This window comes from Oceanobacillus sp. FSL W7-1309 (genome assembly GCF_038002145.1).
Lineage (GTDB): Bacteria > Bacillota > Bacilli > Bacillales > Amphibacillaceae > Oceanobacillus > Oceanobacillus profundus.
Genome location: NZ_JBBOBX010000001.1, coordinates 1,335,271 through 1,359,619 on the forward strand (window position 1 = coordinate 1,335,271; position 24,349 = coordinate 1,359,619).

The 24,349-nt window shown below is 40.4% G+C and carries 22 protein-coding genes; 2 read left to right on the plus strand and 20 right to left on the minus strand.

The features are described 5' to 3' along the window. Window positions 1-8: 8 nt before the first annotated feature. From NST46_RS06055 to NST46_RS06130, 16 genes are all read right to left on the minus strand, one after another. Window positions 9-1,034 carry a LacI family DNA-binding transcriptional regulator gene (locus NST46_RS06055; protein WP_341136919.1) on the minus strand — a complete coding sequence of 342 codons (1,026 nt, stop codon included), beginning with the start codon at window positions 1,032-1,034 and terminating at the stop codon, window positions 9-11. A gap of 91 nt (window positions 1,035-1,125) precedes the next feature. Then, complete coding sequence (locus NST46_RS06060; RefSeq protein ID WP_095310187.1) at window positions 1,126-1,977, minus strand: carbohydrate ABC transporter permease; 852 nt, start codon at window positions 1,975-1,977, stop codon at window positions 1,126-1,128. Continuing rightward, window positions 1,974-2,927 (minus strand): carbohydrate ABC transporter permease, encoded by a 954-nt coding sequence (locus tag NST46_RS06065; RefSeq protein ID WP_340002590.1) that lies wholly within the window; start codon window positions 2,925-2,927, stop codon window positions 1,974-1,976. Before NST46_RS06065 ends, NST46_RS06060 begins: the two co-directional genes overlap by 4 nt. 181 nt (window positions 2,928-3,108) lie before the next feature. Then, the gene (locus tag NST46_RS06070; protein ID WP_341136920.1) at window positions 3,109-4,404 is read right to left on the minus strand and encodes an ABC transporter substrate-binding protein; all 1,296 of its coding nucleotides are present in this window, start codon (window positions 4,402-4,404) and stop codon (window positions 3,109-3,111) included. A gap of 460 nt (window positions 4,405-4,864) precedes the next feature. Further along, entirely contained in the window at window positions 4,865-5,833 is a 969-nt protein-coding gene (locus tag NST46_RS06075; RefSeq protein ID WP_341136921.1) for a sugar phosphate isomerase/epimerase family protein, read from the minus strand. Between the two features lie 92 nt (window positions 5,834-5,925). After that, on the minus strand, window positions 5,926-6,966 hold the full coding sequence (locus tag NST46_RS06080; RefSeq protein ID WP_341136922.1) for a Gfo/Idh/MocA family protein: 1,041 nt from the start codon (window positions 6,964-6,966) through the stop codon (window positions 5,926-5,928). A 122-nt stretch (window positions 6,967-7,088) separates the two neighbouring features. Next, on the minus strand, window positions 7,089-7,805 hold the full coding sequence (locus tag NST46_RS06085) for a ThuA domain-containing protein (protein WP_341136923.1): 717 nt from the start codon (window positions 7,803-7,805) through the stop codon (window positions 7,089-7,091). Window positions 7,806-7,853: 48 nt separating this feature from the next. Next, the gene (locus tag NST46_RS06090) at window positions 7,854-8,936 is read right to left on the minus strand and encodes a Gfo/Idh/MocA family protein (protein ID WP_341136924.1); all 1,083 of its coding nucleotides are present in this window, start codon (window positions 8,934-8,936) and stop codon (window positions 7,854-7,856) included. Between the two features lie 26 nt (window positions 8,937-8,962). Continuing rightward, complete coding sequence (locus tag NST46_RS06095; RefSeq protein ID WP_095310172.1) at window positions 8,963-9,784, minus strand: carbohydrate ABC transporter permease; 822 nt, start codon at window positions 9,782-9,784, stop codon at window positions 8,963-8,965. A gap of 12 nt (window positions 9,785-9,796) precedes the next feature. Beyond that, on the minus strand, window positions 9,797-11,128 hold the full coding sequence (locus tag NST46_RS06100) for a carbohydrate ABC transporter permease (RefSeq protein WP_341136925.1): 1,332 nt from the start codon (window positions 11,126-11,128) through the stop codon (window positions 9,797-9,799). Window positions 11,129-11,384: 256 nt separating this feature from the next. Further along, a complete protein-coding gene (locus tag NST46_RS06105; protein ID WP_445321723.1) occupies window positions 11,385-12,716 on the minus strand; it encodes an ABC transporter substrate-binding protein in 1,332 nt (443 codons plus the stop codon). A 152-nt stretch (window positions 12,717-12,868) separates the two neighbouring features. After that, the gene (locus tag NST46_RS06110) at window positions 12,869-13,621 is read right to left on the minus strand and encodes an SDR family oxidoreductase (RefSeq protein ID WP_095310167.1); all 753 of its coding nucleotides are present in this window, start codon (window positions 13,619-13,621) and stop codon (window positions 12,869-12,871) included. A 15-nt stretch (window positions 13,622-13,636) separates the two neighbouring features. After that, the gene (locus tag NST46_RS06115; RefSeq protein ID WP_118889365.1) at window positions 13,637-14,620 is read right to left on the minus strand and encodes a LacI family DNA-binding transcriptional regulator; all 984 of its coding nucleotides are present in this window, start codon (window positions 14,618-14,620) and stop codon (window positions 13,637-13,639) included. Window positions 14,621-14,943: 323 nt separating this feature from the next. Continuing rightward, window positions 14,944-16,515 (minus strand): BCCT family transporter, encoded by a 1,572-nt coding sequence (locus tag NST46_RS06120; protein ID WP_251659815.1) that lies wholly within the window; start codon window positions 16,513-16,515, stop codon window positions 14,944-14,946. 122 nt (window positions 16,516-16,637) lie between these two features. Continuing rightward, window positions 16,638-17,135: an LURP-one-related/scramblase family protein gene (locus tag NST46_RS06125; RefSeq protein WP_095310161.1), complete on the minus strand. Its 498-nt coding sequence runs from the start codon at window positions 17,133-17,135 to the stop codon at window positions 16,638-16,640. Window positions 17,136-17,252: 117 nt separating this feature from the next. Continuing rightward, entirely contained in the window at window positions 17,253-18,584 is a 1,332-nt protein-coding gene (locus tag NST46_RS06130; RefSeq protein WP_341136926.1) for an outer membrane protein assembly factor BamB family protein, read from the minus strand. A 285-nt stretch (window positions 18,585-18,869) separates the two neighbouring features. Between NST46_RS06130 and NST46_RS06135 the strand changes: the two genes are divergently transcribed. Further along, window positions 18,870-19,994, plus strand: a complete 1,125-nt coding sequence (locus NST46_RS06135; RefSeq protein ID WP_341136927.1) for an NADH-dependent flavin oxidoreductase — start codon at window positions 18,870-18,872, stop codon at window positions 19,992-19,994. A 107-nt stretch (window positions 19,995-20,101) separates the two neighbouring features. On the opposite strand, the gene NST46_RS06140 is transcribed toward NST46_RS06135, so the two are convergent. Genes NST46_RS06140 through NST46_RS06155 form a run of 4 tightly spaced genes read right to left on the minus strand, consistent with a single transcriptional unit; the run spans window position 20,102 to window position 23,095 of the window. Beyond that, entirely contained in the window at window positions 20,102-20,701 is a 600-nt protein-coding gene (locus NST46_RS06140) for a histidine phosphatase family protein (protein ID WP_341136928.1), read from the minus strand. A gap of 13 nt (window positions 20,702-20,714) precedes the next feature. Further along, complete coding sequence (phnE, locus tag NST46_RS06145) at window positions 20,715-21,509, minus strand: phosphonate ABC transporter, permease protein PhnE (RefSeq protein ID WP_095310153.1); 795 nt, start codon at window positions 21,507-21,509, stop codon at window positions 20,715-20,717. Next, window positions 21,499-22,263, minus strand: a complete 765-nt coding sequence (gene phnC / locus NST46_RS06150; RefSeq protein ID WP_095310151.1) for a phosphonate ABC transporter ATP-binding protein — start codon at window positions 22,261-22,263, stop codon at window positions 21,499-21,501. Before phnC ends, phnE begins: the two co-directional genes overlap by 11 nt. A 13-nt stretch (window positions 22,264-22,276) precedes the next feature. Beyond that, window positions 22,277-23,095, minus strand: a complete 819-nt coding sequence (locus NST46_RS06155) for a phosphate/phosphite/phosphonate ABC transporter substrate-binding protein (protein ID WP_341136929.1) — start codon at window positions 23,093-23,095, stop codon at window positions 22,277-22,279. 194 nt (window positions 23,096-23,289) lie between these two features. Here NST46_RS06155 and NST46_RS06160 point away from each other — a divergent pair, with 194 nt between their 5' ends. Beyond that, window positions 23,290-24,201: a LysR family transcriptional regulator gene (locus tag NST46_RS06160; protein ID WP_095310148.1), complete on the plus strand. Its 912-nt coding sequence runs from the start codon at window positions 23,290-23,292 to the stop codon at window positions 24,199-24,201. The last annotated feature ends 148 nt before the right edge of the window (window positions 24,202-24,349 follow it).

A 24,349-nucleotide genomic window follows, 5' to 3' on the forward strand; every position in this document is an offset into this window, starting at 1 on the left:
AGGTGAATTTACCAGAAGGTTTTGTTTGTTCCACACGACTCTCTGACAATGAGTTCTGAGTCCGTAAACACAGGCTTTAATTTCGATTTCCCCTCAATTAAATCATTTAACATATAGGCCGATAATTTACCGATTTTCTCCTTATCCTGTTTAACTGTGGTCAGTTTAGGGTTACTGTAACGACAAGCAGCAATGTCATCACATCCCACAACCCGGATATCGCCTGGAACATGTAATCCAGCTTCTTTAATAGCCCTTAGTGCACCTAATGCCATTAAATCTGAGGCAGCGAAAACAGCTTCTGGATAATTCTTCAATTCAAGCATCCGCTTCATGGAGATATAACCGCTTTCTTCTTGATAGTCACCGTATTGAATCCATTCATCTCTTACATCAAGATCAAACTGACTCATCGCATCTTTGAATCCTCTTAACCTGAAATTAGAAATGACCGAATCACGCATCCCACCAATATATCCGATCTTCCGAAGGGAACTCAGATAAAAATATTCGACTACTTTTCTTGATAAATTCACATTATCCGTCATGACATAGCTTGCTCTAGGGCCCTTTAACTCAATATCAATCCCAATACAAGGGAAACCACTTTCCGCAAGTTCAAACGTAGCATCCTCTACTTCCTCACCAGCAATAATCAAACAGCCATCTACGTTAAAATGCTTGCATCTGGCTAAATAACTTCCTTTATCTTGCAAAAAATGTTCATTGGAAAACATTAAAATATCATAGCCTAGTAATCCAATATTCTTCTTAAAGGTTGAAATAACTTCATTGAAATATGGATGCGTCATGTCAACATTGATCTTACCAGCATAAATAAGACCGATGAGGTTTGATTTTTTAGTTGCCAGTGAGCGAGCGGAAAAATTAGGTGCGTAACCCATTTCGTTAATAACTGTCATGACTTTGTTCTTTGTTTCCTCACTAATTCCCTTATAATTATTTATTACTTTTGATACAGTCGCTTGTGAAACCCCTGTCATTTGTGCAATGTCCTTTATCGTTAAGCCCATCGTATTATCTCCTCTAATCCTTGCTAAATGTCTTTCCTACTGTTAGATTACTAAGATTTATAGAGTGAAACAATAGCCAGGCAGGAAAAACTCATGATTTTACAGATCCCTCTGTAATACTAGAAATAAATAAGCGATTAAATAATAAGAAAATGATTAATAACGGAACGGTAGCCCAGAATACTCCAGATAAAATCATGCCGAAATCGATATTATTCGTATTGCTCAACTGTGCCAATGCAACTTGAATTGTATAGCTATCCGGATCTCTTAGAACCGTAAACTGCCATAGGAATTCTCCCCATACCGCAGTAAAGACAATGATTCCAAGTGTCGCGAATGCCGGTAAGATGATTGGTAAAACAATTCTCCAGTAGATTCGGAAGTTTGAACACCCATCTAATTTCGCTGCTTCTATTAATTCATCTGGAACCGCTCCCGAAATATATTGTCGCATCAAAAATATCCCTAAAGGATTTAAAAAGGATAAAATCATGACTCCCGCTAAAGTGTCTAGAAGTCCTGCTTTCGAAATTAAAAAGTATTGTGGAATTAACCCTAACTGTGGCGGGATAATCATCGTTACTAGAATTGCAACAAAAAGGATGTTTTTTCCTGGGAATTTAAACTTCGCAAAAGCAAAGCCTGCTAATGAACTAATGAACAGAACGACAATCGTAACGACCACACACAGTACAAACGAATTCCACATCCCACCAAAGAAATCAATTTGATTTAATACCTTATTAAAATTTTCAACCAGCATATTTCCTGGTGTAAGTGTTGGTGGTATTGTATTATAGGCAGCACTTGGCCGTGTCGCCATTACAAACATCCAATAAAAAGGAAAAAGAGAAAGGATTGAAGCAATGCATAAAAACGAGTAAACGACTATGCTGCCAATGGATAATTTTTTTCGATGCTTTTGGATTTGATTACTCATTTCTGAACACCTCTCTTTTTCCTTCCAAAGCCTTGAACTAATCGTAAATTAATCACAGCAAATAACGTAATGATGACCAACAGAATAATTGCTGTTGCGGAAGCTGTTCCAAACGACTGTAATCTAAAGGCATCCCGGTACAGGTACATGACAATCGTCATCGCTTCGTCCCTTGTAAAGGCATCAGCCCCTAAGAATACAGTTGGCTCAGAGAATAACTGCATCGCCCCAACTGTTGATGTAAATACGGTCAGGATGATAAATGGCTTCATCATCGGAATCGTAATATACCATAGCTGTTGAAACTTATTGGCACCATCGACTGTCGCTGCTTCATATAAATCATTAGGAATACTTTGGATTCCTGCTAAATATATAATCGTGTTGTACCCGACCCATCTCCAGAATACCATCATCGAAATCGCAATTTTTGTCCCCCATTCAGATGCAGCCCAGGAAATTGGGTCAAGTCCAAATAAATGGGTTAATACATAATTGGCAAGCGAAGATTCATGATTACTGAATAACACACTAAAAATCAGGGCTACGGCAACCATTGAGGTTAAATAAGGCATAAATATCGTAACCCGGAAGAAACTTTTAAACTTGAGAAAAGCCATATTCAGTAAGTAGGCTAAAATAAGACCGACAATTAATTGGGGAGCAGTGCCCATAACCCCCATAATAATGGTGTTGTATACGGACTTCCAAAACAATGGATCCGTTAACACGAGTTGGAAATTACCAAAACCATTAAAGGTCATTGGACTTAAGCCGTTCCATTTCTGGAAAGCTAAGTAAAAACTAAAAAGTGCGGGATATAAGCCTATAAGTGTAAAAATTATGAAGAAAGGCGCTATATATAAATATCCTGAAATCATGTCTTTTTTTTCTTCAGACCTAAATCTCTTCTTTTTAAATATAGGTTCTTTCTTACGAATAGAATTCATTTTCACGCCTCTTTTCCATTTCAAAGTAGTACGGTGCCCTTAGGCGCTCATATCTTATGTTATTCACCGTTCACAAGGTTACAAAAAACGCGTTAAGAAAGGTAGTCGGCTTACCTTTTTGGGGCTAAAAATCCAAATGTTAAGCCGACCATATAGATTACTTGCTTACAAGTTTTGCAGATTAGCGTTTCATTAGATCCTCAGCACGCTTCACAGCTGCATCCCACTCTTTTTCTGGGTCTGCACCTTTGTTTTGGACATTTTTCAGGGCATTCAATATCTCGTTATGGACTGGAAAGTATTTTTCACCTTTGTATCCAATACCAGTAATGTCTTGGGCCGCTTCAGCGAATACTGGAGCTGTTGCTTGACCACCGAAGAATTCATCTTCATTTGTCTTAAATGCTTCCTCCTCATAAACAGATTGTGCAGAAGGGAATAATCCATGGCTTTGGAATGATTTTAATTGATTTTCGGATGATACGAGCCATTCAATAAAATCATAAGCCTCTTGTGCATGTTCTGTTTCACTTGGAACCGCGATGTATGAACCACCCCAGTTAGCTGCAAACTCAGTTGGTAATGTTGCCACGTTCCATTTGCCAACAGCTTCTGGAGCATTTCCTTCCATCCAGCCTTTTAACCAGCCTGCACCTAGTTCTGCTGCAAACTCGCCCTTATTAACGGCATTAGCCCACTCTGGACTCCACATTTCATATTTACCTACTAATCCTAGATCATTTAGATGAACAGCATAGTCATATGCCTTTTTCACTTCGCTGTCTCCTCCAAGATTTAATTCATTTTCGGGAGTCAAATAAGCAGTTTCTGCAGCATCCAAATAAGCTCTAAATGCCATTTCGATACTATCTACAAAGGGCATTCCAGTTTCTTCTGTCACTTGTAAACCAACTTCTTCAAATGCTTCTGGTGAATCAATTAAAGCAGCCACCTCTTCCGGATCCGTTGGGAGTCCAGCTTGTTCAAACAAGTCTGTGCGGTAGTACAATGCTTTAGGGCCGATATCTGTTGGAAGCCCGAACAAGAAATCTCCATCCACATTTTCTCCACTTTGCCATTTCCATTCCAAATACTGATCCTTCACATCATTCGCACCTAGATCATATAAATTCTCGAAACGATCCTGAGCTACCTTAAAACGGTCAAATTGATCAATCTCAAGCATTGCGATATCCGGTGCGCCGCTTCCAGCCGATAAGGAAGTAAAGAGTGCATCATGGTGGTCCGCTGTTTCAGACGACTTTACTTTAATTTTTATATTTGGATTTTCCTTCTCGTATTCTTTTACCAACTCTTCATATCCAGTTGCACCAAATGTCCAAAAATCCAACGTGATTTCTCCCTTTTCTCCACTAGCATCATTTGTGCCTCCGTCATCACTTCCACTGCAAGCTGCTAGAAGAAATGCAAGCAATGTCGCTAATCCAAGAACAGCAATTTTTCTAATTCCTTTCATGCGTACAACCCCCAATAATAATTATTTTGATTTTTTTCAAACGTACTCAGTTCATTCTAGAAATGAAAACCTCCTTAAAATGGATTTCAATTTACGAAATCGGTTTCCTCCAACTTTAAAAAAATAATAAGTAAACGCTTACAAAAATCATTATAGTACCTAAAAATATATAAATCAATATATTTTTAGAAAATTTTTAACAAAATTACCAAGATTTCAGATTTCAGTTAAGCTATTTTTAATAAAAGATAAGAATTCTGTGCTATTAAACACAAATTATTTACTGCATTATAGAAACCGCTTTCGTAAGAGAGGATTTGAATTTGATTGCCCACAACTATTCATGAACATCTATGTTATTCAAGTGTGCTTTTATAACTCTCCGCGCTTTTCTTCACTAACCCTAAAAATAAGCAAATAAAGAGCCAGGTACCATAACAAGTACCTAGCTCTCCCAACCTCAAGCCCACCACATATCAACAGGCCTCTCTCGAATCAATACATCTTTCAAATTTCCTACAGCAGCTTGAAATCCCTCGTCCACAGACATCAGCGGGTCCTCATGTTCAATACTCACCACATAATCATAACCATATGTCCTTAAAGCACTGATAATATTGGACCATTCCTGCGCGCTGTGTCCATACCCGACACTGCGGAATGTCCAAGCGCGTGTCTGCACATTGGAATACGGCTGCATGTCAGTCAGACCATACATGTTTACATTATCCCAATCAATATAGGTGTCTTTTGCATGGAAATGATGGATCGCATTTTCTTTTCCAAGGATCTTGATTGCTGCAACTGGATCAATCCCCTGCCACCATAAATGGCTCGGGTCCAGGTTTGCCCCAATGGCATCATTTGTCGCTTCTCTTAGTTTAAGCATCGTGTATGGCGTATGCACAAGAAAGCCTGCGTGCAGCTCCAGTCCCACTTTTACACCATGATCCTTCGCAAACTGCCCTTGCTTTTTCCAATATGGAATTAATTTTTTCTCCCATTGCCATTCCAGAATATCCGAATATGCTGTTGGCCAAGGTGTTACTGGCCAGTTTGGATAGGTGGAATCCTCATTGGAACCCGGCGTTCCGGAAAATGTATTCACAACTGGAACATCCATCAACTCTGCCAAACGAACCGTTTTGATAAAAATTTCATGTGAGTCCTGTGCATGCTTTTTGTCTGGTGACACAGGGTTGTCATGGCAGCTGAATGCACTGATTGTTAACCCACGAGAATGAATCTTATCCAAGTATTCCTTGCGCTTATCTTCACTGTTTAAAAGTACATCAATATCACAATGTGCATTACCTGGGTTCCCGCCAGTGCCAATTTCCACTGCATCTACACCAGCTTGCTTTACATAATCCAGCATTTCTTCTAATGGTTTATCCTGAAATAATACGGTGAATACGCCAAGCTTCATATTCTCTCCGCCCCTCCGCAAGATTGTTTATTTAATTTCACGCCCACGGCAGTCGACGGATAGCCCCCCCCGATACCGCCTTCTAACATGTCTCATCTAAAATTAACACTTGATCTCGTCTCACTGCTTCTATAAATCGCTTCAATAATTTTGGAAACCTTCATCGCTTCTTCAGGTTTCACAACTAATTCCGCTTCACCAAGACAGCTTTCAACAAAATTTTTAGCCTGGGCAAGTCCTGCAGCAGTTTCATCATGCTTCGCTTCGGCAGTGCTTTCCATCATCTTGCCAAGCTTCGGCTGGTATAGTTCAAATGGGTACACATTCAAACCACCGTCCGATCCAGATAGGCTGAGATGAATTTTATCTTCTTTTATATTCGCAGCCCATGAGCATTCGAATTGAAGAGAAATGCCATTTTCAAACGTAATATAGGCCGAAACATGATCATCCACTTCAAATGTTTGATGATCAAAAATTCCCCAGTCGTTAATCTGGTTCGGGGATTTGCTTAATCGGTTATATGTTGTTCCCATCAATTCCACAGGTTCCTGTTCACCAAGCAGCCAGATCGCTAAATCAAGCATGTGACAGCCAAAATCGATTAAGCTTCCACCGCCCTGCAGGTCTTTGTTTGTAAAAACTCCCCAGCCGGGAACCTTTCGTCTTCTTAATGCCTGAACCCTTACCACAAGCGGATCGCCTATTTCATTATTCATCACTGCTCTTTTGGCTAGCTGGCCAGCCTCTGTATAACGATAGTGATAGCCAATTAAAAGGAGTTTCCCTGATTTTTTAGAGGCTTCGACCATCCTTTCACATTCCGCAGTCGTAATTGCCATCGGCTTTTCACATAGCACATGCACGCCTGCTTCCAGTGCCGCTACCGAAATATCAGAGTGGAATTTATTTGGTGTACAAATCGCTACTGCATCTACTTCTTTGAATAAATCATAGTAATTCTCGAACACATATGGAATGTCATATTTTTCGGCCACCTCACTGGCACGCTGCTGGTTCATATCATGGACTGCTGTCAGTTCAACCTTATCCTGTAATTCTAGGAAGGCAGGGATGTGCCTTCCTTGGGCAATCCCCCCAGCACCGATGATTCCCATTCGTAATTTTTTCATCGTATCACTCCTTCAAATTGCTGATTTTTCGAATTGCACCTCATTAATTTTTTATCGCTTTTCTTTGCTGCCTTAATCATACTCTCTGCTTCTTCTTTTGCTGCTGCCATCTGCTGTCACCCCTATTTCGATAATTTCTCAAGTGGCTGTCTGTTGCCATATACATGCTTTGGTGTATTGGTATTTGCAGCCCATTTCACGCCATTTTGGATTACTTTCTGGATTTCCTTGTTATGGTAGGTTGGATAGGTTTCATGTCCCGGACGGAAATAAAAGATCTTGCCACGACCACGTTTAAAGGTTGCCCCGCTCCGGAACACCTCTCCCCCCTCAAACCAGCTGATGAAAATCAATTCATCAGGGGTTGGGATATCAAAATGTTCCCCATACATTTCTTCTTTTTCAAGCTCGATGTATTCCCCAAGTCCCTCTGTTATTGGATGTGTCGGATCCACAGCCCAGAGCCGTTCTTTCTCACCCGCCTCGCGCCATTTCAAATCACAACCAGTGCCCATCAGCTTTTTGAACACCTTGGAAAAATGCGCCGAGTGGAGTACAACGAGACCCATACCATCCAGCACACGTTGCTTCACTCTCTCTGCAACTTCCTCGCTTACTTCTTCATGGGCCTTATGCCCCCACCATACGAGCACATCTGTTTCGGCCAGCACTTCTTCTGTCAAGCCATGCTCCGGCTCATCGAGTACAGCTGTTTTTGTTTCATGACCAGCTTCTTTTATAAAAGCTGCAATTGTTTCGTGGATGCCATGCGGATAAACCGCTGCAACTGCTGTGTCTTCCTGCTCATGTCGATATTCATTCCATACGGTTACTTTCATTTTGTTCACTCCAATTTTTATCGTATTTATCCAGTTTCAAGGGCTATCTTAATCAAAATATACTGCCTTGCCAGTTCTCGCAGATTCATAGATTGCCTCTAAAATCTGTGTAACCACCATTGCTTCCTCCGGCTTCACAACCGGCTCTGTATCATGCAAAATACATTCAATCCACAAACGCATCTCGAGATCTGCTTCACTTTCTGTTTCTCCTTCAAAAAAAGCGACACCACCAGGATCCAGTTCGACATTTGTCGTGTATAATTTACCGAGGTCTTCGCCATGTATCCGAAGACCATTCTTCATATCAGCGCCTCCCTTGGTTCCGCTTAAGGAGCATTTTGCCTCATCCACATCGAGTGAATTCAATGCCCAGCTTGACTCTAAAACAATGGTCGCGCCATTTTGCATTTTTATAAAACCAAACGCAGAATCCTCTACCTTGAATTCATCTGGATCCCAAGGGCCAAACGCATTTGCAGCGTCTTTTTGTTTTCCAAGCTTATGAAAGACAGAGCCCATCACCGATTGTGGTTGATAATTATCCATCATCCATAACGTCAGATCGAGGGCATGTGTTCCGATATCGATAAGCGGACCGCCTCCCTGCTTTTCTTCATCCAAAAACACACCCCATGTAGGAACAGCTCTTCTTCGGATTGCGTGTGCTTTTGCATAATAAATCTCGCCCAGGTCACCCCGTGATACGGCTTGATGCAAGTACTGGCTGTCCGAGCGGAAGCGGTTGTTATAGCCGATTGACAGCTTTTTTCCGCTTCTTTTAGCAGCTGCAAGCATTTGCTTTGCTTCCTCTGACGTCTTTGCCATCGGTTTTTCACACATCACATGCTTCCCAGCTTCAAGCGCAGCTATTGTAATTTCCGGATGGGACACATTCGGTGTGCAAACGTGAACAACATCAAGGCTTTCATCCATTAGTAGTTCCCTGTAATCCGAATAGACTTTTGCATCTGCTGTTCCGAATTCTTTTGCGACTGACTTTGCTTTTTCAATATTTCGATTGCAAAAGGCTGCAACCTCAACCTGGCTGATTTTTTGGAGACTCTTGAGGTGCTTTTCCACCGCAATTGCCCCACAGCCGATTATTCCAACTTTCAACTTTTCTCTCATATCAAATCAACCTCATTTTCTATGAATTATTCTTTAACCGATCCAGATGTCAAACCAGAAACAATTCGTTTTTGGAAAAACAATACCAAAATAACGATTGGAATCGTCACAATAACCGTTGCTGCCGAAATATCCCCCCATGGGATGGAATATTGACTTTGGTACATCGAAATCCCAACAGGAACGGTTCTCCATGCATCATCACTGTTAATAGTCAATGCGAATAAATATTCATTCCAAGCTGCGATAAACACTAGGATTCCGGTTGTAAAAATTCCAGGTGCTGCTAATGGCAGGATAATCTTCCGGAATGTCTGGAATGGACTTGCTCCATCCAGCTTGGCAGACTCCTCCAGCTCATATGGAATCTTTTTGAAAAAGGTTGCCAGAATCCAGATTGCCAATGGAAGACTGATCGTAATATAAGGGATAACGAGTCCCATATAGCTATTGCGCAAACCAAGATCTGTTACCAGATTGAACATTGGTGAAATGATGGCGATTTGCGGGAACATCGATGCAGCAAGCACCAATCCCAGGATCAAGCCTTTTCCTTTAATCGGCAATCTCGTAACTGCATATGCCGTAAACGATGCAAACACCAGTGATAAAATGGTTGTTAAAGCAGATACCGCAAAGCTGTTAATCATATATCGCACCAGTGGTCGATTTGTCAGCGCTGCTTCATAGGAGTCCAATGAAGGATTGCTTGTAAACCAGCTGAAAGATGAGAATATCTCTCTTGGCGGCTTAATGGATGTTAAAAATACCCAGATGAAGGGAAACATCACAAGAAAAACAAAGATGATCAGAAACAGATAAAATCCTATTCCACCGCGTTTATTCATTTATACCCCTCCTCATTTCGTACGACCATCAAATAGATCAGAACCGATTAATTTCACATACAATAAACTAATGATGGCTACACTGATAAATACAATGACAGAAAGGACAGACCCTTCCCCGAAATTCTGCTGGGCGAATAATGTTTTGTAGGCATAAACGGAAATTGACTCCGTTGCGTTTGCAGGACCTCCGCCTGTCAATACATAAATCAAGTCAAATACTCGGAATGCATCCAGCGTTCTGAATAATAATGCAACTAAGATCGATGATTTCAGAAGTGGCAATGTGATACTCCAGAATTGCTGAAATCTGTTGGCTCCATCTACACTTGATGCTTCATACAAGGATTGCGGGATTGTCTGCAGACCTGCGAGCAGTAATAGTGCCATGTATGGTGTTGTTTTCCAGACATCTGCAAGGATGATGGAAAACATGCCGCCATCCGATGTGGTCAATAGCCAAGATGATCCAGTAATCAGATTAAGCGCTTCCAAATAGTGTGCGATAATCCCCGACTGTCCGTCATACAGAAATCCCCACATCATCGCTGCCACCGCAGTCGGAATAGCCCACGGAATTAATACCGTTGCACGGATGATTCCTCTTCCTTTAAATGCTCGGTTGATAAGGAGAGCAATTGCCAGACCAAGCACCAATTCAAATGCCACGGAAATGACTGTGAAAAATGCGGTATTTCCCATCGCTTTCCACATTCGCTGATCCTTCATGTACTTCCCATAGTTATCCAATCCGATAAAGTTTGAGTTTAATATATTGCCTGCTGTTGATGCGAGCAACTCAGAGGCTTGCTGGAACTGCTGTCCTGACGTATCGTCACTGCTTGAAGCTGCTATATCAGCAAGTGCTGCAGCATGAGATTCCAGCGCACCCTGATACGCTTCGGCAAACGCATTATCTACCTTAGAATATTTTAACTCAGAATCTCTTACTGGCGTAAAACTCGCTAATAACTCATCGATCTCTTCTACCTTTGTCTTAATCGTTTCATCACTGATTAGCTCAGCGTGATAGTTTTCAACATCCTGTTGAATTCCCTTTACCGTTTCAGCATCCGCTTCATTTTCAGCACTTTCTAATAAACTATCAAGCTGACTCCCTATGTAAAATTGATTATCCACGTATCGTTCCAGATCAATCGTTGCACTAAGCATGAGCTGGGAACGAGAGGGATCATTCAGCCTATAGTCAAATAAGCTATTGTAAAAGGACTGTGCAACCGGCCATAGTACGACAACCATTACTAGAACAAGGGACGGGATGACCATAGCATACCCTAGCTGTTTCTCACTTAGTTGAAAGCTGCGCCTTTTCTTGTTTTTCATGTTTAACCTCCTCGTTATTAAGCTGGCTTTCTGACCCTATTAGAGGTTGTTCAAAAAGTCCGGTGAAAATGACGCTTCGAATTTCTTCGTTAGCTTGCTTTTCCGTTCCTCACGTATTAATTGCATACGCTCCGGTACTCAAAGCTACGCCGCCTCGAACTTCTCGGTCCTTTTCATCCTCCTTTTTGCACACGCACTATTATAAGAATAGCAAGATGAGTATATGCCCATCCTGCTATTTTGACTAACTTAGAATCTATTCAGCCATCGCCGCTTCAATCTTTTCCTGCATATTCTTTGCAGCTTCTTCGGAGGTCTGGTCACCTGTCAATACTTTTGAAATTTCAATTTGCATAATATCGGAAACTTCCGGGTAAATAGGTGATACCGGTCTAGGAACTGCAGACTGTAATACTTCCCTGAACTCAGGGTTTGCGAATAATGAACTGACACCCTGTACTTCTGGATCGTCATACAATGCGCTTAATGTTGGAGCACGTCCACCCTCAAGGGCACTAATTTTTTGTCCTTCTGGTCCCGAAATGAATTTCACAAACTCCCATGCCGCTTCTGGATGCTCCGAATATCGATTGATCATTGTCATCCATCCGCCAAGTGATGCTGCAGTACCTTCATCACCTGCTGGAAGTCTGGACATTTCGACATTATCAACGATTTCAGATCTCTCTTCATCATTAGAAGAAGCCATCATATACGGCCAGTTTCTAGCAAAAACAGCATTCCCTTCAATCCAAGCATTCTCTGTTTCAATTTCCATGAAGTTCACGATATTCTCTGGTACAAAATCAGATGTTACAATCTCCTTCATCTTATCGAGTGCTTTGATTGTTTCCGGGCTGTCAACGACAACATTATTATTTTCATCCACTACTTCACCGCCATAAGAAGCGATAAATTCAATGGCATTTGTAATCAAGCCTTCATATTGTGCGGCCTGCATGAGGTAGCCATATTCTGTGCCGTTTTCCCCTTTCAGCTCGCTTGCCATTTCGATCAATTCATCCCATGTTGCTGGGGGCTGGTCCACAATATCTGTACGGTAGTAAAAAACACCGGCATCTGTGTACTGTGGCATTGCCCATTGCTTTCCATTAAAGTTCGCTGCTGCAACTGTCCCCGGGAAGTAATCATCCATGTTGATTCCATCCTTTTCGATAAAGCGATCCAGCTCCAGCACGTAGTTAGCCTGAGCAAATTCTGCCGGCCAGATTACATCAGCGTTGAAAACATCAATCTCCGAACTTTGAGAGCTTAAAAGTGTCACATATTGGTCATGGGATTGGCCTGTATCTGCAGGCATTTCACGCTGCTCCACTTTTATGTGCGGAAACTTTTCCTCGAATGCTTTGATTACTGCTTCTGTACCCGGTGTTGTATCTACCCCTCGCGCATACACAATGGTAACCGGTTCTTCTTCACTGCCTTCTGATGCTTGTTCACCATTCGCGCCTGATGTATCGGATTCATCGTTATTGTCTTGTTCCGATGAATCTGAATTACAAGCTACTAAAAAGAAAACCAGAGCGATTAACAACATACTGCTAAGTGCTAACTTTGAAAACTTCAATGTAATGCCCCCTTTTTTTAATGCCGATTTCAATCCAAGATATATTTAAGGAATATTCTTGAAAATGAAATCGATTACATTTGGTTATATTATACGATAATTATTTTTGATGTCAATCCTATTTATAGAATTATTTTTTCGAAACATCCGTATTATTGTCTCAAGAATCCGCCTTCGGAATTGATAACCTGTCCCGTAATCCACGCAGCTTCCTTACTTGCCAAAAACGCAATAAGCCTTGCAGCGTCCTTCGCTTCTCCAATGCGCCCCAGTATAAATTTCGGCAATAGTGCTTGCTTCAATTCCTCTGACATCCAGCCTGTATTGGTCGGTCCGGGATTGACGGCATTAACTGTAATACCAAGCGATCCCAGCTCTGCAGATAAGGAAAGCGTAAAAGCAGAAATAGCTCCTTTTGTGGCTACATAGGCAAGTTCTTCGACCATCGGACCTTGCGCCTGTCCAGAAGTCAAATTAATGATGCTTCCTGCATGATATCCTGCTTTCTTAAAACTCTTTGCAAACGCTGCAGAAAGCATCATTGCAGCTCTGATGTTTACCGCATAATGCGCATCCATCTCTGCTACTTGAAGTTTTTCATATCCGTCTCTAGTGGAATAAGCGGCATTATTAACTAATATCGAAGGTACTCCCAGCGCATTTTCGGCACCTTGAATAACCTGGAGGTATGCTTCAGGTTCGGATAAATCAATTTCAGCATGGGCGCACTTCACCCCCAGCTCTTGAATCTCCCTTTGGAATGTTTCAGGCCATCCACTGTCTGATTGCCAATAGGTAAAAAATAGATCCACCCCTGCTTTTGCAAGCTCCAGACACGTGGCCGCACCAATCCCGTGCTTATGACTTACGCCTGTGACAATAGCAATTTGATTAGGCATATTCATACACCTCACTTTTCATTATGTAGACTCTCTAATAATCAATTCATGATCCAATATTAGGCTTTCCACATCTTTTCCTCTAATTTTATTGATAATCATATTCGCAGAAATGCTGCCCATTTTGTACATCGGCTGGGCAATTGTTGTGAGTGTCGGGTTCGTCATGTTGGAAAAGCTGATCTTGTCAAATCCAATCACAGCAATATCATCCGGTACCTTCAAGCCCTGCAGCTGAATTTCTTTCATTGCACCAATCGCAAGCACATCAGATACCGAAAAAACAGCATTTGGCTTATCCGCTTCATTCAATAAAGAACGCATCGCCTGCTGCCCGCCTTCAAATCCAAGCTGCTCCGTTTCTCGCATCCATTTAGACTCAATTGGCAAACCAAACTCATGTAAGGCTTTTTCATAGCCCCTTCTGCGTTCACGGGCATACAAGTACTTCTCATCTGTATTAATTAAAGCAACTCTTCTATTCCCTAATTTAATCAAGTGTTTAACCGCCTGATAAGCAGCAAGCTCATTATCAATGGTTACGTAGGAAATCTCCCCCTCTTCATCAAATTCACTGCATTGCACAATTGGATGCCTGCTTGCAAGGTCATACAGATTCTTTCGATTGACAGTCGGGTCCATTAGAATAATCCCGTCTGCAAGTCGGTTCCGCACCATATTAAAATAAATTGCTTCTCTTGCTGGATTAGAATCTGTTTCACAAAGCAGAATGTTATATCCCTTGCTAATCGCTGTATCCTCAATCCCATTAATGATTTCCGTGTAAAATGGATTCGAAATACTGGGAATCAAAACAAGAAGCAGCCTGCTTTCAGAGTTCCTGAGATTGCGACCAAGCGCACTCGGCTCATAATTTAATTCTTGGATAGCTTGCTCCACTCGTACTCTCGTCTTTTCTCTAACCGTTTCCCTGTTATTGAGTACCCTTGAAACAGTAGCGGTAGAAACACCTGCCTTTTTCGCCACTTCCTGTATGGTTACCATATAATCACCTGTCTTTTATGTAATCGATTACATTTTTATGTTATATTTTGTGGTCTGTTTTGTCAAGATTATAAAAACTCATCTAACTAGTCCATGCTGAAAAGAATAGCACGATCCCATTTTTTCATATTGACTTATCCCATCATGAAAAGCAGGAGCTTGCTTCATATATAATATGACTTGTGACTCTAAAGTTCATTTTAAAACCGCAAACACAAGACATAACCCCGTTTTATTTAAAACGGGGTTAAAAATATGGCTGTTTAATTTGATTTTTGAGGAATTAATTGTACTTAAAAACAGAATGCAACAGTCACGCTTTTTTATCTCAGTTCTCTATTGGATTTTGCTTTATCACTATATTCCTTCATTCTTTTTTTATCCGGTTTAAGTGTCAAACCTAAGTATTTCCTTTCCTGATTGGCATCTTTATAGAATGCTACAGCCATCAAAATCACCACTACACTAAATGGCAAGGCCGAAATTATGGATGCAGATTGTAATGCATTTAAACCGGTTTCTCCCCCTGATAACAGCAGTACATATGCGATTGCTGATAGCGCTAATCCCCACACAATTTTTACAAAACCAGCAGGACTTAACGTTCCAAAACTAGTTTGCATACCTAAAACAAATGTTGCGGAATCTGCTGAGGTAATAAAAAATGATGCTATAAGTATCAAAGCAACAACAGATAAAATGACACTTAAAGGAAGTTCATTGAGAATCCCAAACAACTGCGTTTCAGGTGGCATTTCAAATATTGCTGGTACATTTAGACCTACTTCCACCCCTGTTAGACCAAATGCGCTAAACCAAAATATACTCACGATAGTGGGAACAAATAATACCGCAAGGACAAATTCCCGGATTGATCGCCCTCGTGAAATCCTTGCAATAAATATACCTACAAATGGACTCCAACTCATCCACCATCCCCAATAATATATCGTCCAAGACTGCATCCACTCATGTTTTTGCTCGTTTAATGGTGCTACATCCAAGCTATTGTATAATAATGTGTTTAAGTAATCACCAGTGGCACTTGTCATCATATTGAAAATAAGTAAAGTTGGACCCAAAATTAAAACAGCAACAAACAATAATCCTGCTAACAGCATATTTAAATTACTTAAATATTGAATTCCCTTACTTAATCCACTCCAAGCACTATATAAGAACAACACAGTAACAATGGCAATAATAATACCTTGGACTAGCTGATTGTTTGGGATACCAAAGAGGTAGTTCAATCCCCCATTAATTTGCATTGCTCCTATCCCTAATGAAACTGCTACACCAATAATTGTGGCGAATACCGATAACACATCGACAACATTTCCGATTGGACCATCTACTTTATCTCCTAAAACAGGTCGTAATGTTTTCGAGATTAAACCAAGCTCACCCTTTCTAAACTGGGAATAAGCCAATGCAAGTGCTACAATACCGTATACTGCCCACGGGTGGAATCCATAATGAAAAAAAGTTGATCGCATTGCTTCAGCTAAAGCAGCTTTCGTTTCAGCATCAGCAGTTGGTGGTGCCAGGTAATGTGAGATGGGTTCGGCTGAACCATAAAAAACTAAGCCAATTCCCATACCAGCACTAAACAACATGGTTAACCATGATATCGTTTTAAACTCAGGTTTATCGTGTGGTTTACCCAATTTGAGTTTACCAATTGGGCTAAATCCCAAAAATATAAAAAAGAGTAAAATTAAGGTGAAGACTGTCATATAATACCAGCCAAAAGTCTCCGTAATCCATGCACCAACACCACTGGAGACTTTACCGAACTGGTTTGGAAAAACTGCTCCAAATAGTACTAGCACTCCGACAATTATGGAAGCATACGTAAATACACTGGAAAATTTCTTCTTATTTTGCTTCATGAAAAAGTTCATCCTCTTTGCATTATTTATTACAGATGTTTTCCATTTTAACATATCAAAATGTCTATTCAACCTTAGCCTTTGGATTACTATAAATAATATTATATGACATTTAATGAATATTAATTCGACACAACCGAGGAAGCGGCTGCTTGATCTGCCTTCACACAATCAATTGCAATAACAAGCGCAAGAATGATTGTCTCCATCTCTTCGTTCCATACTTGTACCTTATAGCTATCGCCCCAAGTGAACCATTCCTTGCTCACTTTCCCTGCGACTTCACCATGCTGGTACACCTCAAAGTTCATGTCCCACCAGTTGCCATTTACTTCAATACCAGCCGCATCAATCGTATAGCGTGCCTTAAAGAAGGAAAACTCCTTCTTAATCGTTAACACCTCTCGACCATCTACCTCAACCATAAACTTTGGCAAAAAGCTGAACACTTTTTTCGTAATGAGTGCAACTTCACTCCCTGTATTGTTATGGATGGAGAAGGTCTTTGGAACCTTCATAAAACTGCCCTCAACGAAATAAACATCATTTCCCTGCTGATCTTTCACCGTAAACTTGCCGCTTAGACTGAATACCTTCTGTTTTATATAAAGTTCTTTCATATCAAGTCCCCTTTATAGATTGCTATTATGCCGTATAAGATTTAAAAGTTCTAATTACGAATACTATAAAATAAAGAAAGCTATTACCCAATTTAGCTAATAGCCTCTTTTTCCACCTTATTCAATCGGCAAAATAAACCCTTGTGCCCCTTCATCATTAAAGTATTGCAGATATACCATAACATTCCCATTTTCTTCATCAATTATTGGACCGGCACCAATTGCCTTTCCAAAGGAATACTGATTTTTTACCTCACCGGTTTTGGAATCAATTACCGTAAGAAAGTTGTCACGATCATTTGCAACATTTGATTTCTCTGTAAATGCATATACATGATTACCTGTAATACCTGCAGAGAACCAATAGTTATAATCATCACCTGTTTCAGAACGATCCTTTAAATCTCCAACAGAAACCGACCATAGCTGCTCATGGCTATTGATATCATACGTTAATATTCCATTTTCAACTGTGATATAAAGAAGATCATCAACTAAATCTAATTTTATCTCTCCAATTTCGTATGGTTCTTCCACTTCTGGGGCTTCAATTATTGTTTCCTTTTTTCCTTCTTGGTCATCGAATTCCACTACCTTGTAAAGCGAGTCTGAAAATGCATCAGCTTCATCTGCCAAAGCATAGAAGGTACTTCCATCGACAGCAACGTCCCGGAATACTCCTTCTTCTTCAAATAATTTTGTTCCATCTTTTATATCGAACGCTGTTAGTCCGTATTGATCTTCATAAATAAGCGCATGATCTGTTGCATGAAGTTCAGCATATCCTGTACTAAGCTCAACTTCTCCTGTTGTTTCCCAAATTGTTTCTTTTGTACTTGTATCAAGCGCGGACAACTTATCAGCGCTGATAATATAAAGAATGTCATCTTTTTTCACCATATCTGATGGACCATCTGCGTCTGCTAAATCTTCAATTTCTCCAGTCGAAAGATCAACTTGAATGATTTTATTTGTGCCAACATCATTACCCTGAAGATAATAGTAATTACCGAATAAAAATGGCCATGTATAACTATCCGTATTTACAATGGATGACTCTGCTCTTCCTTTCAGGCGTTCAACATCGGTTTCTAAGCTTAATCTTTCTCCAGTCCGATAATCAAAAAATATACTATGATTTTCTCCGCCCATGGCTAATGCTCCACTTGATGCATATTGGTAATAATAATCATTTGGCGATGGATCCGATTCAAAGTCCACCACTTCAAATAATGACTCATCAAAGGGGGTTCCTTCTACTGTAAGTAAATCGGTATGATGACCAGATGCTCCATTTTCTTCTTTATCTGTTTTCTCAGCGTTATTTTCCTCAGCGGAAGTTTCATTACTTTCTCCACTATTCTCTTCGTTTCCATTCGAGTTATTACAACCTGCTGCGATTAAAATTGATACGAGTAAAAGTATAGGTAGGTAAAATCGCTTATACAATCGAATCGCTCCTTTATTATTTTGGTAATTTTCATACGATTATCGGTTATAATAGGTTTCAATTCGTGAGGAAAATAGTTCCAAATGACTAAAAATTGATTGCATGAGAGTAAAGAGAAAGGTCCAAAAAAATTATGTGGAGTCTGTCAGAATAAGCGTTGGCCATTTTTCAGCAAAAAAAAGCCAGCTCCATGAGTAAAGTTAATACTCCAAGCACATTAATATACAAAACGAAATAGAACTACTATCATAACCATAAAGTAATCCTTGAAGGAGGAAGAAACGATGAATCCAAGCAATCAAAAATTTTTTTCACCATATACATTTAACAATGGAGTTGAATTGAAGAATCGAATCATAATGGCACCAATGACTAACTTTTCATCCAATCCAGATGGAACAGTTTCAGAGGAAGAGCTGGCCTATTACGCACGACGTTCCAAAGATGTAAGCATGGTTATTACTGCTTGTACATATGTAACCCCGAACGGAAAAGGTTTCCATAATGAATTCGCTGGTGACCGCGATGAAATGATTCCAAGTCTGAGCCAATTAGCTAAGACCATCCAAAGTCAAGGCGCTAAAGCTATTTTGCAGATTTTCCATGGTGGAAGAACGTGTCCGCCAGAACTGGTTCCTCATGGTGACATCGTAAGTGCCAGTGCTGTTCCGGCGGAGGTGGCAGGAGCTAAAACACCTAGAGCATTAACAGAAACAGAGGTTGAGGAGATTGTCGATGCTTTTGGTGAGACGGCACGCCGGGCGATTGAAGCAGGCTATGATGGAGTGGAAATCCACGGGGCGAACGGATACTTAATCCAGCAATTCTTCTCTCCGCATTCCAATCAACGTGAGGATCGATTTGGCGGAAGTGTCGAAAAACGGATGACCTTCCCACTAGCCATCGTAGATAAAATAAAGAGCGTAGTGAAGGAGCATGCCGACGATTCCTTTATCGTAGGATACCGCTTCTCACCGGAAGAAGCCGAAACACCAGGAATCACTATGGCAGACACCATTAAACTAGTGGATACATTAGCAGAAAAAGACTTGGATTATCTCCATGTATCCTTACAGCATTTTCTTTCCAAAGCAAGAAGAGGCGTGGAAGATGTAAACAAAACACGTATTGATTACCTGCTTGAAACGATCGATAATCGCGTTCCTTTAATTGGTGTAGGTTCTATTTACAGTGCAGAAGATGCCCGCAAAGCTTTTGAGACAGGGGTTCCACTGCTCGCGCTTGGTCGAGAGCTTATTATTGATCCGGACTGGGTACAAAAAGTAGCCGAAGGACGAGAAGACGAAATTGTAACAGAAATTAATAAGGATAAACAGGAAGAATTAGTTGTACCAGGCCCATTGTGGAATGTCATTATGAATACGCCTGGATGGTTTCCGGGAGTGTAAGTGAAAGACAGTGGGCCCTTACAGGATTGTAGGGGCCCTTCTCTTTGTCGTTTGTTTTTATTCCATCTACTTATCTACATGAAATCCTTTTTAGTGCTTTCCCTTTCTCATGTTACTTTTACACGTGATGTCTCATTGTACACTTGCACATGAAAAGTTTGATTACTCCATTGCAATCGCGTGAAAGAGGTATTTGCCAACTTTCCTTTTCCAGTTCCCATCTCCCCTTTTGTAATATAGTGAAGGAGTGCATTAATCGATCCCCCATGCGAAACAATTAATGTTGGAGAACCTTCTGTTACTTTAGCAATAGACGTTAGAATGGAAACCATTCGTTTTTGCATGTCTTCTAACGATTCAATTCCATATTGCATCTTTACACCAAAATTTTTATCGTAATCTGGCATAAGTTTCACAATATCATCAATATATTCACCTTCAAGCTCCCCATAAAAACGTTCTCGTAGATTGGGTTCGATAGTAAATTTACTAATTGACATCCCTTTTGTGATTAATTGGGCAGTTTGGTGGGCTCGTAATAAATCACTTGTGTATACATGTTCAAAAACAATATGTTGATTTTGAAAGTGTAATCCTAATTCCCGCGCTTGATTAACTCCTACCTCACTTAATGGAATGTCTTGCTGTCCTTGTAATCTCTTATGTAAGTTCCATTCCGTTTCTCCATGACGCACTAAAAAAAGCAACCTATTTCCTCCTTTAAATTAACTTTTTGCGAATGATAGCTGAAAGCTGTTCAACCGATACCACAACAATAAAGATAATAATAATGATCATGAAAGCTTCATCGTATTTCATTAATGACATGGAAGTGGATAACTCAATACCTATTCCTCCTGCGCCAACCAGTCCAAGCACAACCGCTGATCGAATTGCCTTTTCGACGGAAAATAAGCTAGTGGCAACAAATGATGGAAATCCAATCGGCAGGATAGAAGCAACGTATACACCTAAACGATTACTACCCGTCGACTTGATCGCCTCAACTGGTCCTTTGTCTATTTCCTCTATTCTCTCCGAAAAGAAGCGCGCGCAAAATGCAATCGTATCCACCATAATGGTTAAAATACCTGCGAAAGATCCTAACCCGACAGAAATAACAAATAAAAGTGCCCATACTAAATCTGGTATTGTCCGCATCACAGATACGATAAAACGAAGAACACCGCTTACCACTGCATGCGGCGTCGTATTTTTGGAAATTAATAGAGCGATCGGCAGGCTAATCACCACTCCGAGTACCGTGCCCACTAGTGCTATTTCGAACGTTTCTAACATAGCCAAGAAAATACTTTGCCAACGACTCATATCTGGCGGAAATGCTCGCGAAATAAATGCTCCAATATTGCCGATTCCTTCCCATGTTCTTCTTAATGAGATATCAGCATTCATTACACCAGAGATAAAGAATCCTGCAAACCCAACGATGACAATCCAGCTCCATACAGGCGGCATGGAAAAACGCGGGGGTGTGCTTTTTGCACTATGTGACATTCTGTAGCAACTCCTTCTGTTTACCATACAACCACGCGAATGAATCGACCGTATGTTTAGCTTTTTGCTCATCTAACACAAGTTCTCCATTTTTTAATCCGACAAAACGACTTCCATAAGATACAGCTAAGTCAAGCTGGTGAAGTGTACAAATCAAAGTCATTTTATTTTCCATTGCCACTCCAACCAACAGATCCATCACCTCTATACCAGCCTTTGGATCAAGCGACGCAATCGGTTCATCAGCCAATATAACCGAGGGTTCCTGCATTAACATCCGCGCAATCGCCACTCGTTGTTGCTGTCCACCTGATAGCTGATCCGCCCGTCGTACAGCTAAATCAGCAAGACCTACACGTTCTAGACAAACCATCGTTTTTTCACGAAGTTCCTTTTTCGCAAAAGGGTGCAATGTAGTTACAACAAGTGGGTTACGACCAAGTGCGCCAAATAAAACATTCTGAAAAACAGATAATGTTGGTATTAAATTAAACTTCTGAAATACATGTCCCATTTTTTCACGTAACTTCCTCATTTCCCTTTGCCTGGCATAAGAAAGGGATCGACCATCAAGTAAAATCTCTCCAGAAGTAATTGTTTCTAAACCGCCAATCATTCTAAGAAGCGTCGATTTGCCAGAGCCATTATGCCCAAGCAAAATAACTTGTTCTCCCTTTTCTATCGTTAAGTCGATGGAATCGAGCGCCTTCGTTTCATCTTGAAATTTTTTAGTTACCTGGTTAAGCAGCAGCATTTGTTTCCTCCAACTATTCGACTTCAATTCCTAATTCTTCATATATTTTCCGAAGGTCATCGTATTGTTTATCATCTACAGTGACAAATTCACTTTCTGTATAATGATCATGTTCGCCCGTGACAAGCATGCTCTCTAGCAGCTTACCTTGATTATCCATCATTTGCTGCCTGAGCTCTTCCACTTGTTCCTCTGACAAATCCTCGCTTGCAACGAACAAATCATTTGGAAGGTCTTCACTTTCAGCTAGCACGCGAACATTGTCTTCTCCCCATTCCTCTACTAACTCATTGTATCGAGAAAACGAGAAAGCAACTGCATCTGTTTCCCCTGCTTTAAATGCCTCTACAAATGTTTCTCCTAGCATTAATGTCTCGACATCATTATTCGGATCAATGCCTGCATCTATTAACATTCCAGCCGTTGCGACATGTCCTGAAGTTGATCCGACATCTTTCATTGCGATGGTTTTTCCTTTCAAATCCTCCATCGATTGAATATCACTATCAGCAGGAACAGCAATAACACTCCGATACCCTGGCCTTGTAATCCCTACAACCCCTTTTACATCGATCGCACTTTTCATCGTTACATACTCACCTGGTCCTGTAAGAACGAGATCCACTTGCCCAAACTCCATTGCCGTCGTGGCAGCTGTCCGGTTTGAAATAGAGAAGAATTCTATCTCTTTTCCAGTTGCTTCTGCTAAGGCATCTTTAAACGGACCAAATTCCCGTGACAACTCTTCCATTCCTTCTGCTCCTGTATCTACAAACCGAATGGTTTCTAACCTTCTCCCTCGTTCGCTTCTGTCTCGTTGTTTGACCCACAAGCAGCAAGAATAAACACCAACCCAAGTACCAGTACCAACAACTTATTCACCTTCATAAAACCCCTCCTATTGGATGATAAGTTAAGTATACAAAGGGAGCATTAACTAAAAATTAACCCCTCGTTAAACTACTATTAATATTTCTTTTATAAAATATTAGAAATGGATAGATTTTATCTATAGGAGGTTTATACATGTTCACACTTCAGCAATATGAAATCTTACACGCCATTCATCAGGAGGGCCAATTAACAAAAGTAGCAGAGCAGCTTCAATTAAGCCAACCTACTATTACGTTTCACATAAAAAAAATGGAAGAACGAAGTAATCTTGCCCTTGTTGAATACAAAGGAAGACGTACTATGCTTACTTCTACAGGAAAAACACTTCTCCCTTATATGGAAAAAATACTGCAAATCCATAAACAAGCACAGCAAACCATGTTAGACATCCAACATGTAAGACAAGGCTCTGTTCTTATTGGAGTAAGTAACACAGTCGCTAGCTCCATTATCCCTTCCACGTTGCCAACTATTTTTGAACAAATACCAGAATCCGATTTAAAAATACGGGTCCATAACACAAGAATCATTCGGAAATTACTCGATGACTATAGCATTGACATTGGGCTCGTTGTTGCTTATCAGGAGGATGTATCCGATTTTGTTGCTATTCCAATCCAAGAAGATCCTATTGGTATCGCAATACATGTAAATCACCGACTTGCTTCGTATTCTTTAGACGAGCCAAGATTTTTCAGGTTGGAGAGAGTTCTACTCAGAGAAGAAGATTCTACATCAACCAAAATCTTCAGAAGCTGGTGCCAAAAAGAAAACATTCAGTTTCCACATGAACTAGAAATCCAAAGTGCAGAAGCAATTAAAAAGGCGATCCTTTCTAATTTAGGAATTGCAGTTGTTTCGAAGCTTTCTGTTGAACATGAGGTAAAAAAAGGAACTTTATTATTCAAAGAATTCAATTCAAGAAAAAGACGATCCATTTACTTAATTTATCACCCAAACCGTAAGCTATCCCCTATGCAAAAACGTATTATTGAGCTCATACAGGTTTTGTGGAGTAAAGGTGATAAGATAAAATCGATTTAGAGGATTTTCTATGTGTAAACAGTTTTTATTAAGAAGAATTAGTGTTTTTACTAGCTATATCTGCCCTTTTCCTCTCCGAGGTTTGTAATTAGGATGTGATCTTTTAGGATAAACTAACAAAAACTAACCTTATGGCTTAGGAGGGACT

Excerpts from the sequence above, each read along its gene's own strand:
- NST46_RS06065 (WP_340002590.1), bottom strand. The coding sequence starts at position 2,927 with ATGAATTCTATTCGTAAGAAAGAACCTATATTTAAAAAGAAGAGATTT.
- NST46_RS06125 (WP_095310161.1), bottom strand. The coding sequence starts at position 17,135 with ATGAAAGAACTTTATATAAAACAGAAGGTATTCAGTCTAAGCGGCAAG.
- NST46_RS06060 (WP_095310187.1), bottom strand. The coding sequence starts at position 1,977 with ATGAGTAATCAAATCCAAAAGCATCGAAAAAAATTATCCATTGGCAGC.
- NST46_RS06090 (WP_341136924.1), bottom strand. The coding sequence starts at position 8,936 with ATGAGAGAAAAGTTGAAAGTTGGAATAATCGGCTGTGGGGCAATTGCG.
- NST46_RS06070 (WP_341136920.1), bottom strand. The coding sequence starts at position 4,404 with ATGAAAGGAATTAGAAAAATTGCTGTTCTTGGATTAGCGACATTGCTT.
- NST46_RS06055 (WP_341136919.1), bottom strand. The coding sequence starts at position 1,034 with ATGGGCTTAACGATAAAGGACATTGCACAAATGACAGGGGTTTCACAA.
- NST46_RS06135 (WP_341136927.1), top strand. The coding sequence starts at position 18,870 with ATGAATCCAAGCAATCAAAAATTTTTTTCACCATATACATTTAACAAT.
- phnC (WP_095310151.1), bottom strand. The coding sequence starts at position 22,263 with ATGCTGCTGCTTAACCAGGTAACTAAAAAATTTCAAGATGAAACGAAG.
- NST46_RS06115 (WP_118889365.1), bottom strand. The coding sequence starts at position 14,620 with ATGGTAACCATACAGGAAGTGGCGAAAAAGGCAGGTGTTTCTACCGCT.
- NST46_RS06075 (WP_341136921.1), bottom strand. The coding sequence starts at position 5,833 with ATGAAGCTTGGCGTATTCACCGTATTATTTCAGGATAAACCATTAGAA.
- NST46_RS06110 (WP_095310167.1), bottom strand. The coding sequence starts at position 13,621 with ATGAATATGCCTAATCAAATTGCTATTGTCACAGGCGTAAGTCATAAG.
- NST46_RS06160 (WP_095310148.1), top strand. The coding sequence starts at position 23,290 with ATGTTCACACTTCAGCAATATGAAATCTTACACGCCATTCATCAGGAG.
- NST46_RS06085 (WP_341136923.1), bottom strand. The coding sequence starts at position 7,805 with ATGAAAGTAACCGTATGGAATGAATATCGACATGAGCAGGAAGACACA.
- NST46_RS06120 (WP_251659815.1), bottom strand. The coding sequence starts at position 16,515 with ATGAAGCAAAATAAGAAGAAATTTTCCAGTGTATTTACGTATGCTTCC.
- NST46_RS06095 (WP_095310172.1), bottom strand. The coding sequence starts at position 9,784 with ATGAATAAACGCGGTGGAATAGGATTTTATCTGTTTCTGATCATCTTT.
- phnE (WP_095310153.1), bottom strand. The coding sequence starts at position 21,509 with ATGTCACATAGTGCAAAAAGCACACCCCCGCGTTTTTCCATGCCGCCT.
- NST46_RS06100 (WP_341136925.1), bottom strand. The coding sequence starts at position 11,128 with ATGAAAAACAAGAAAAGGCGCAGCTTTCAACTAAGTGAGAAACAGCTA.
- NST46_RS06080 (WP_341136922.1), bottom strand. The coding sequence starts at position 6,966 with ATGAAAAAATTACGAATGGGAATCATCGGTGCTGGGGGGATTGCCCAA.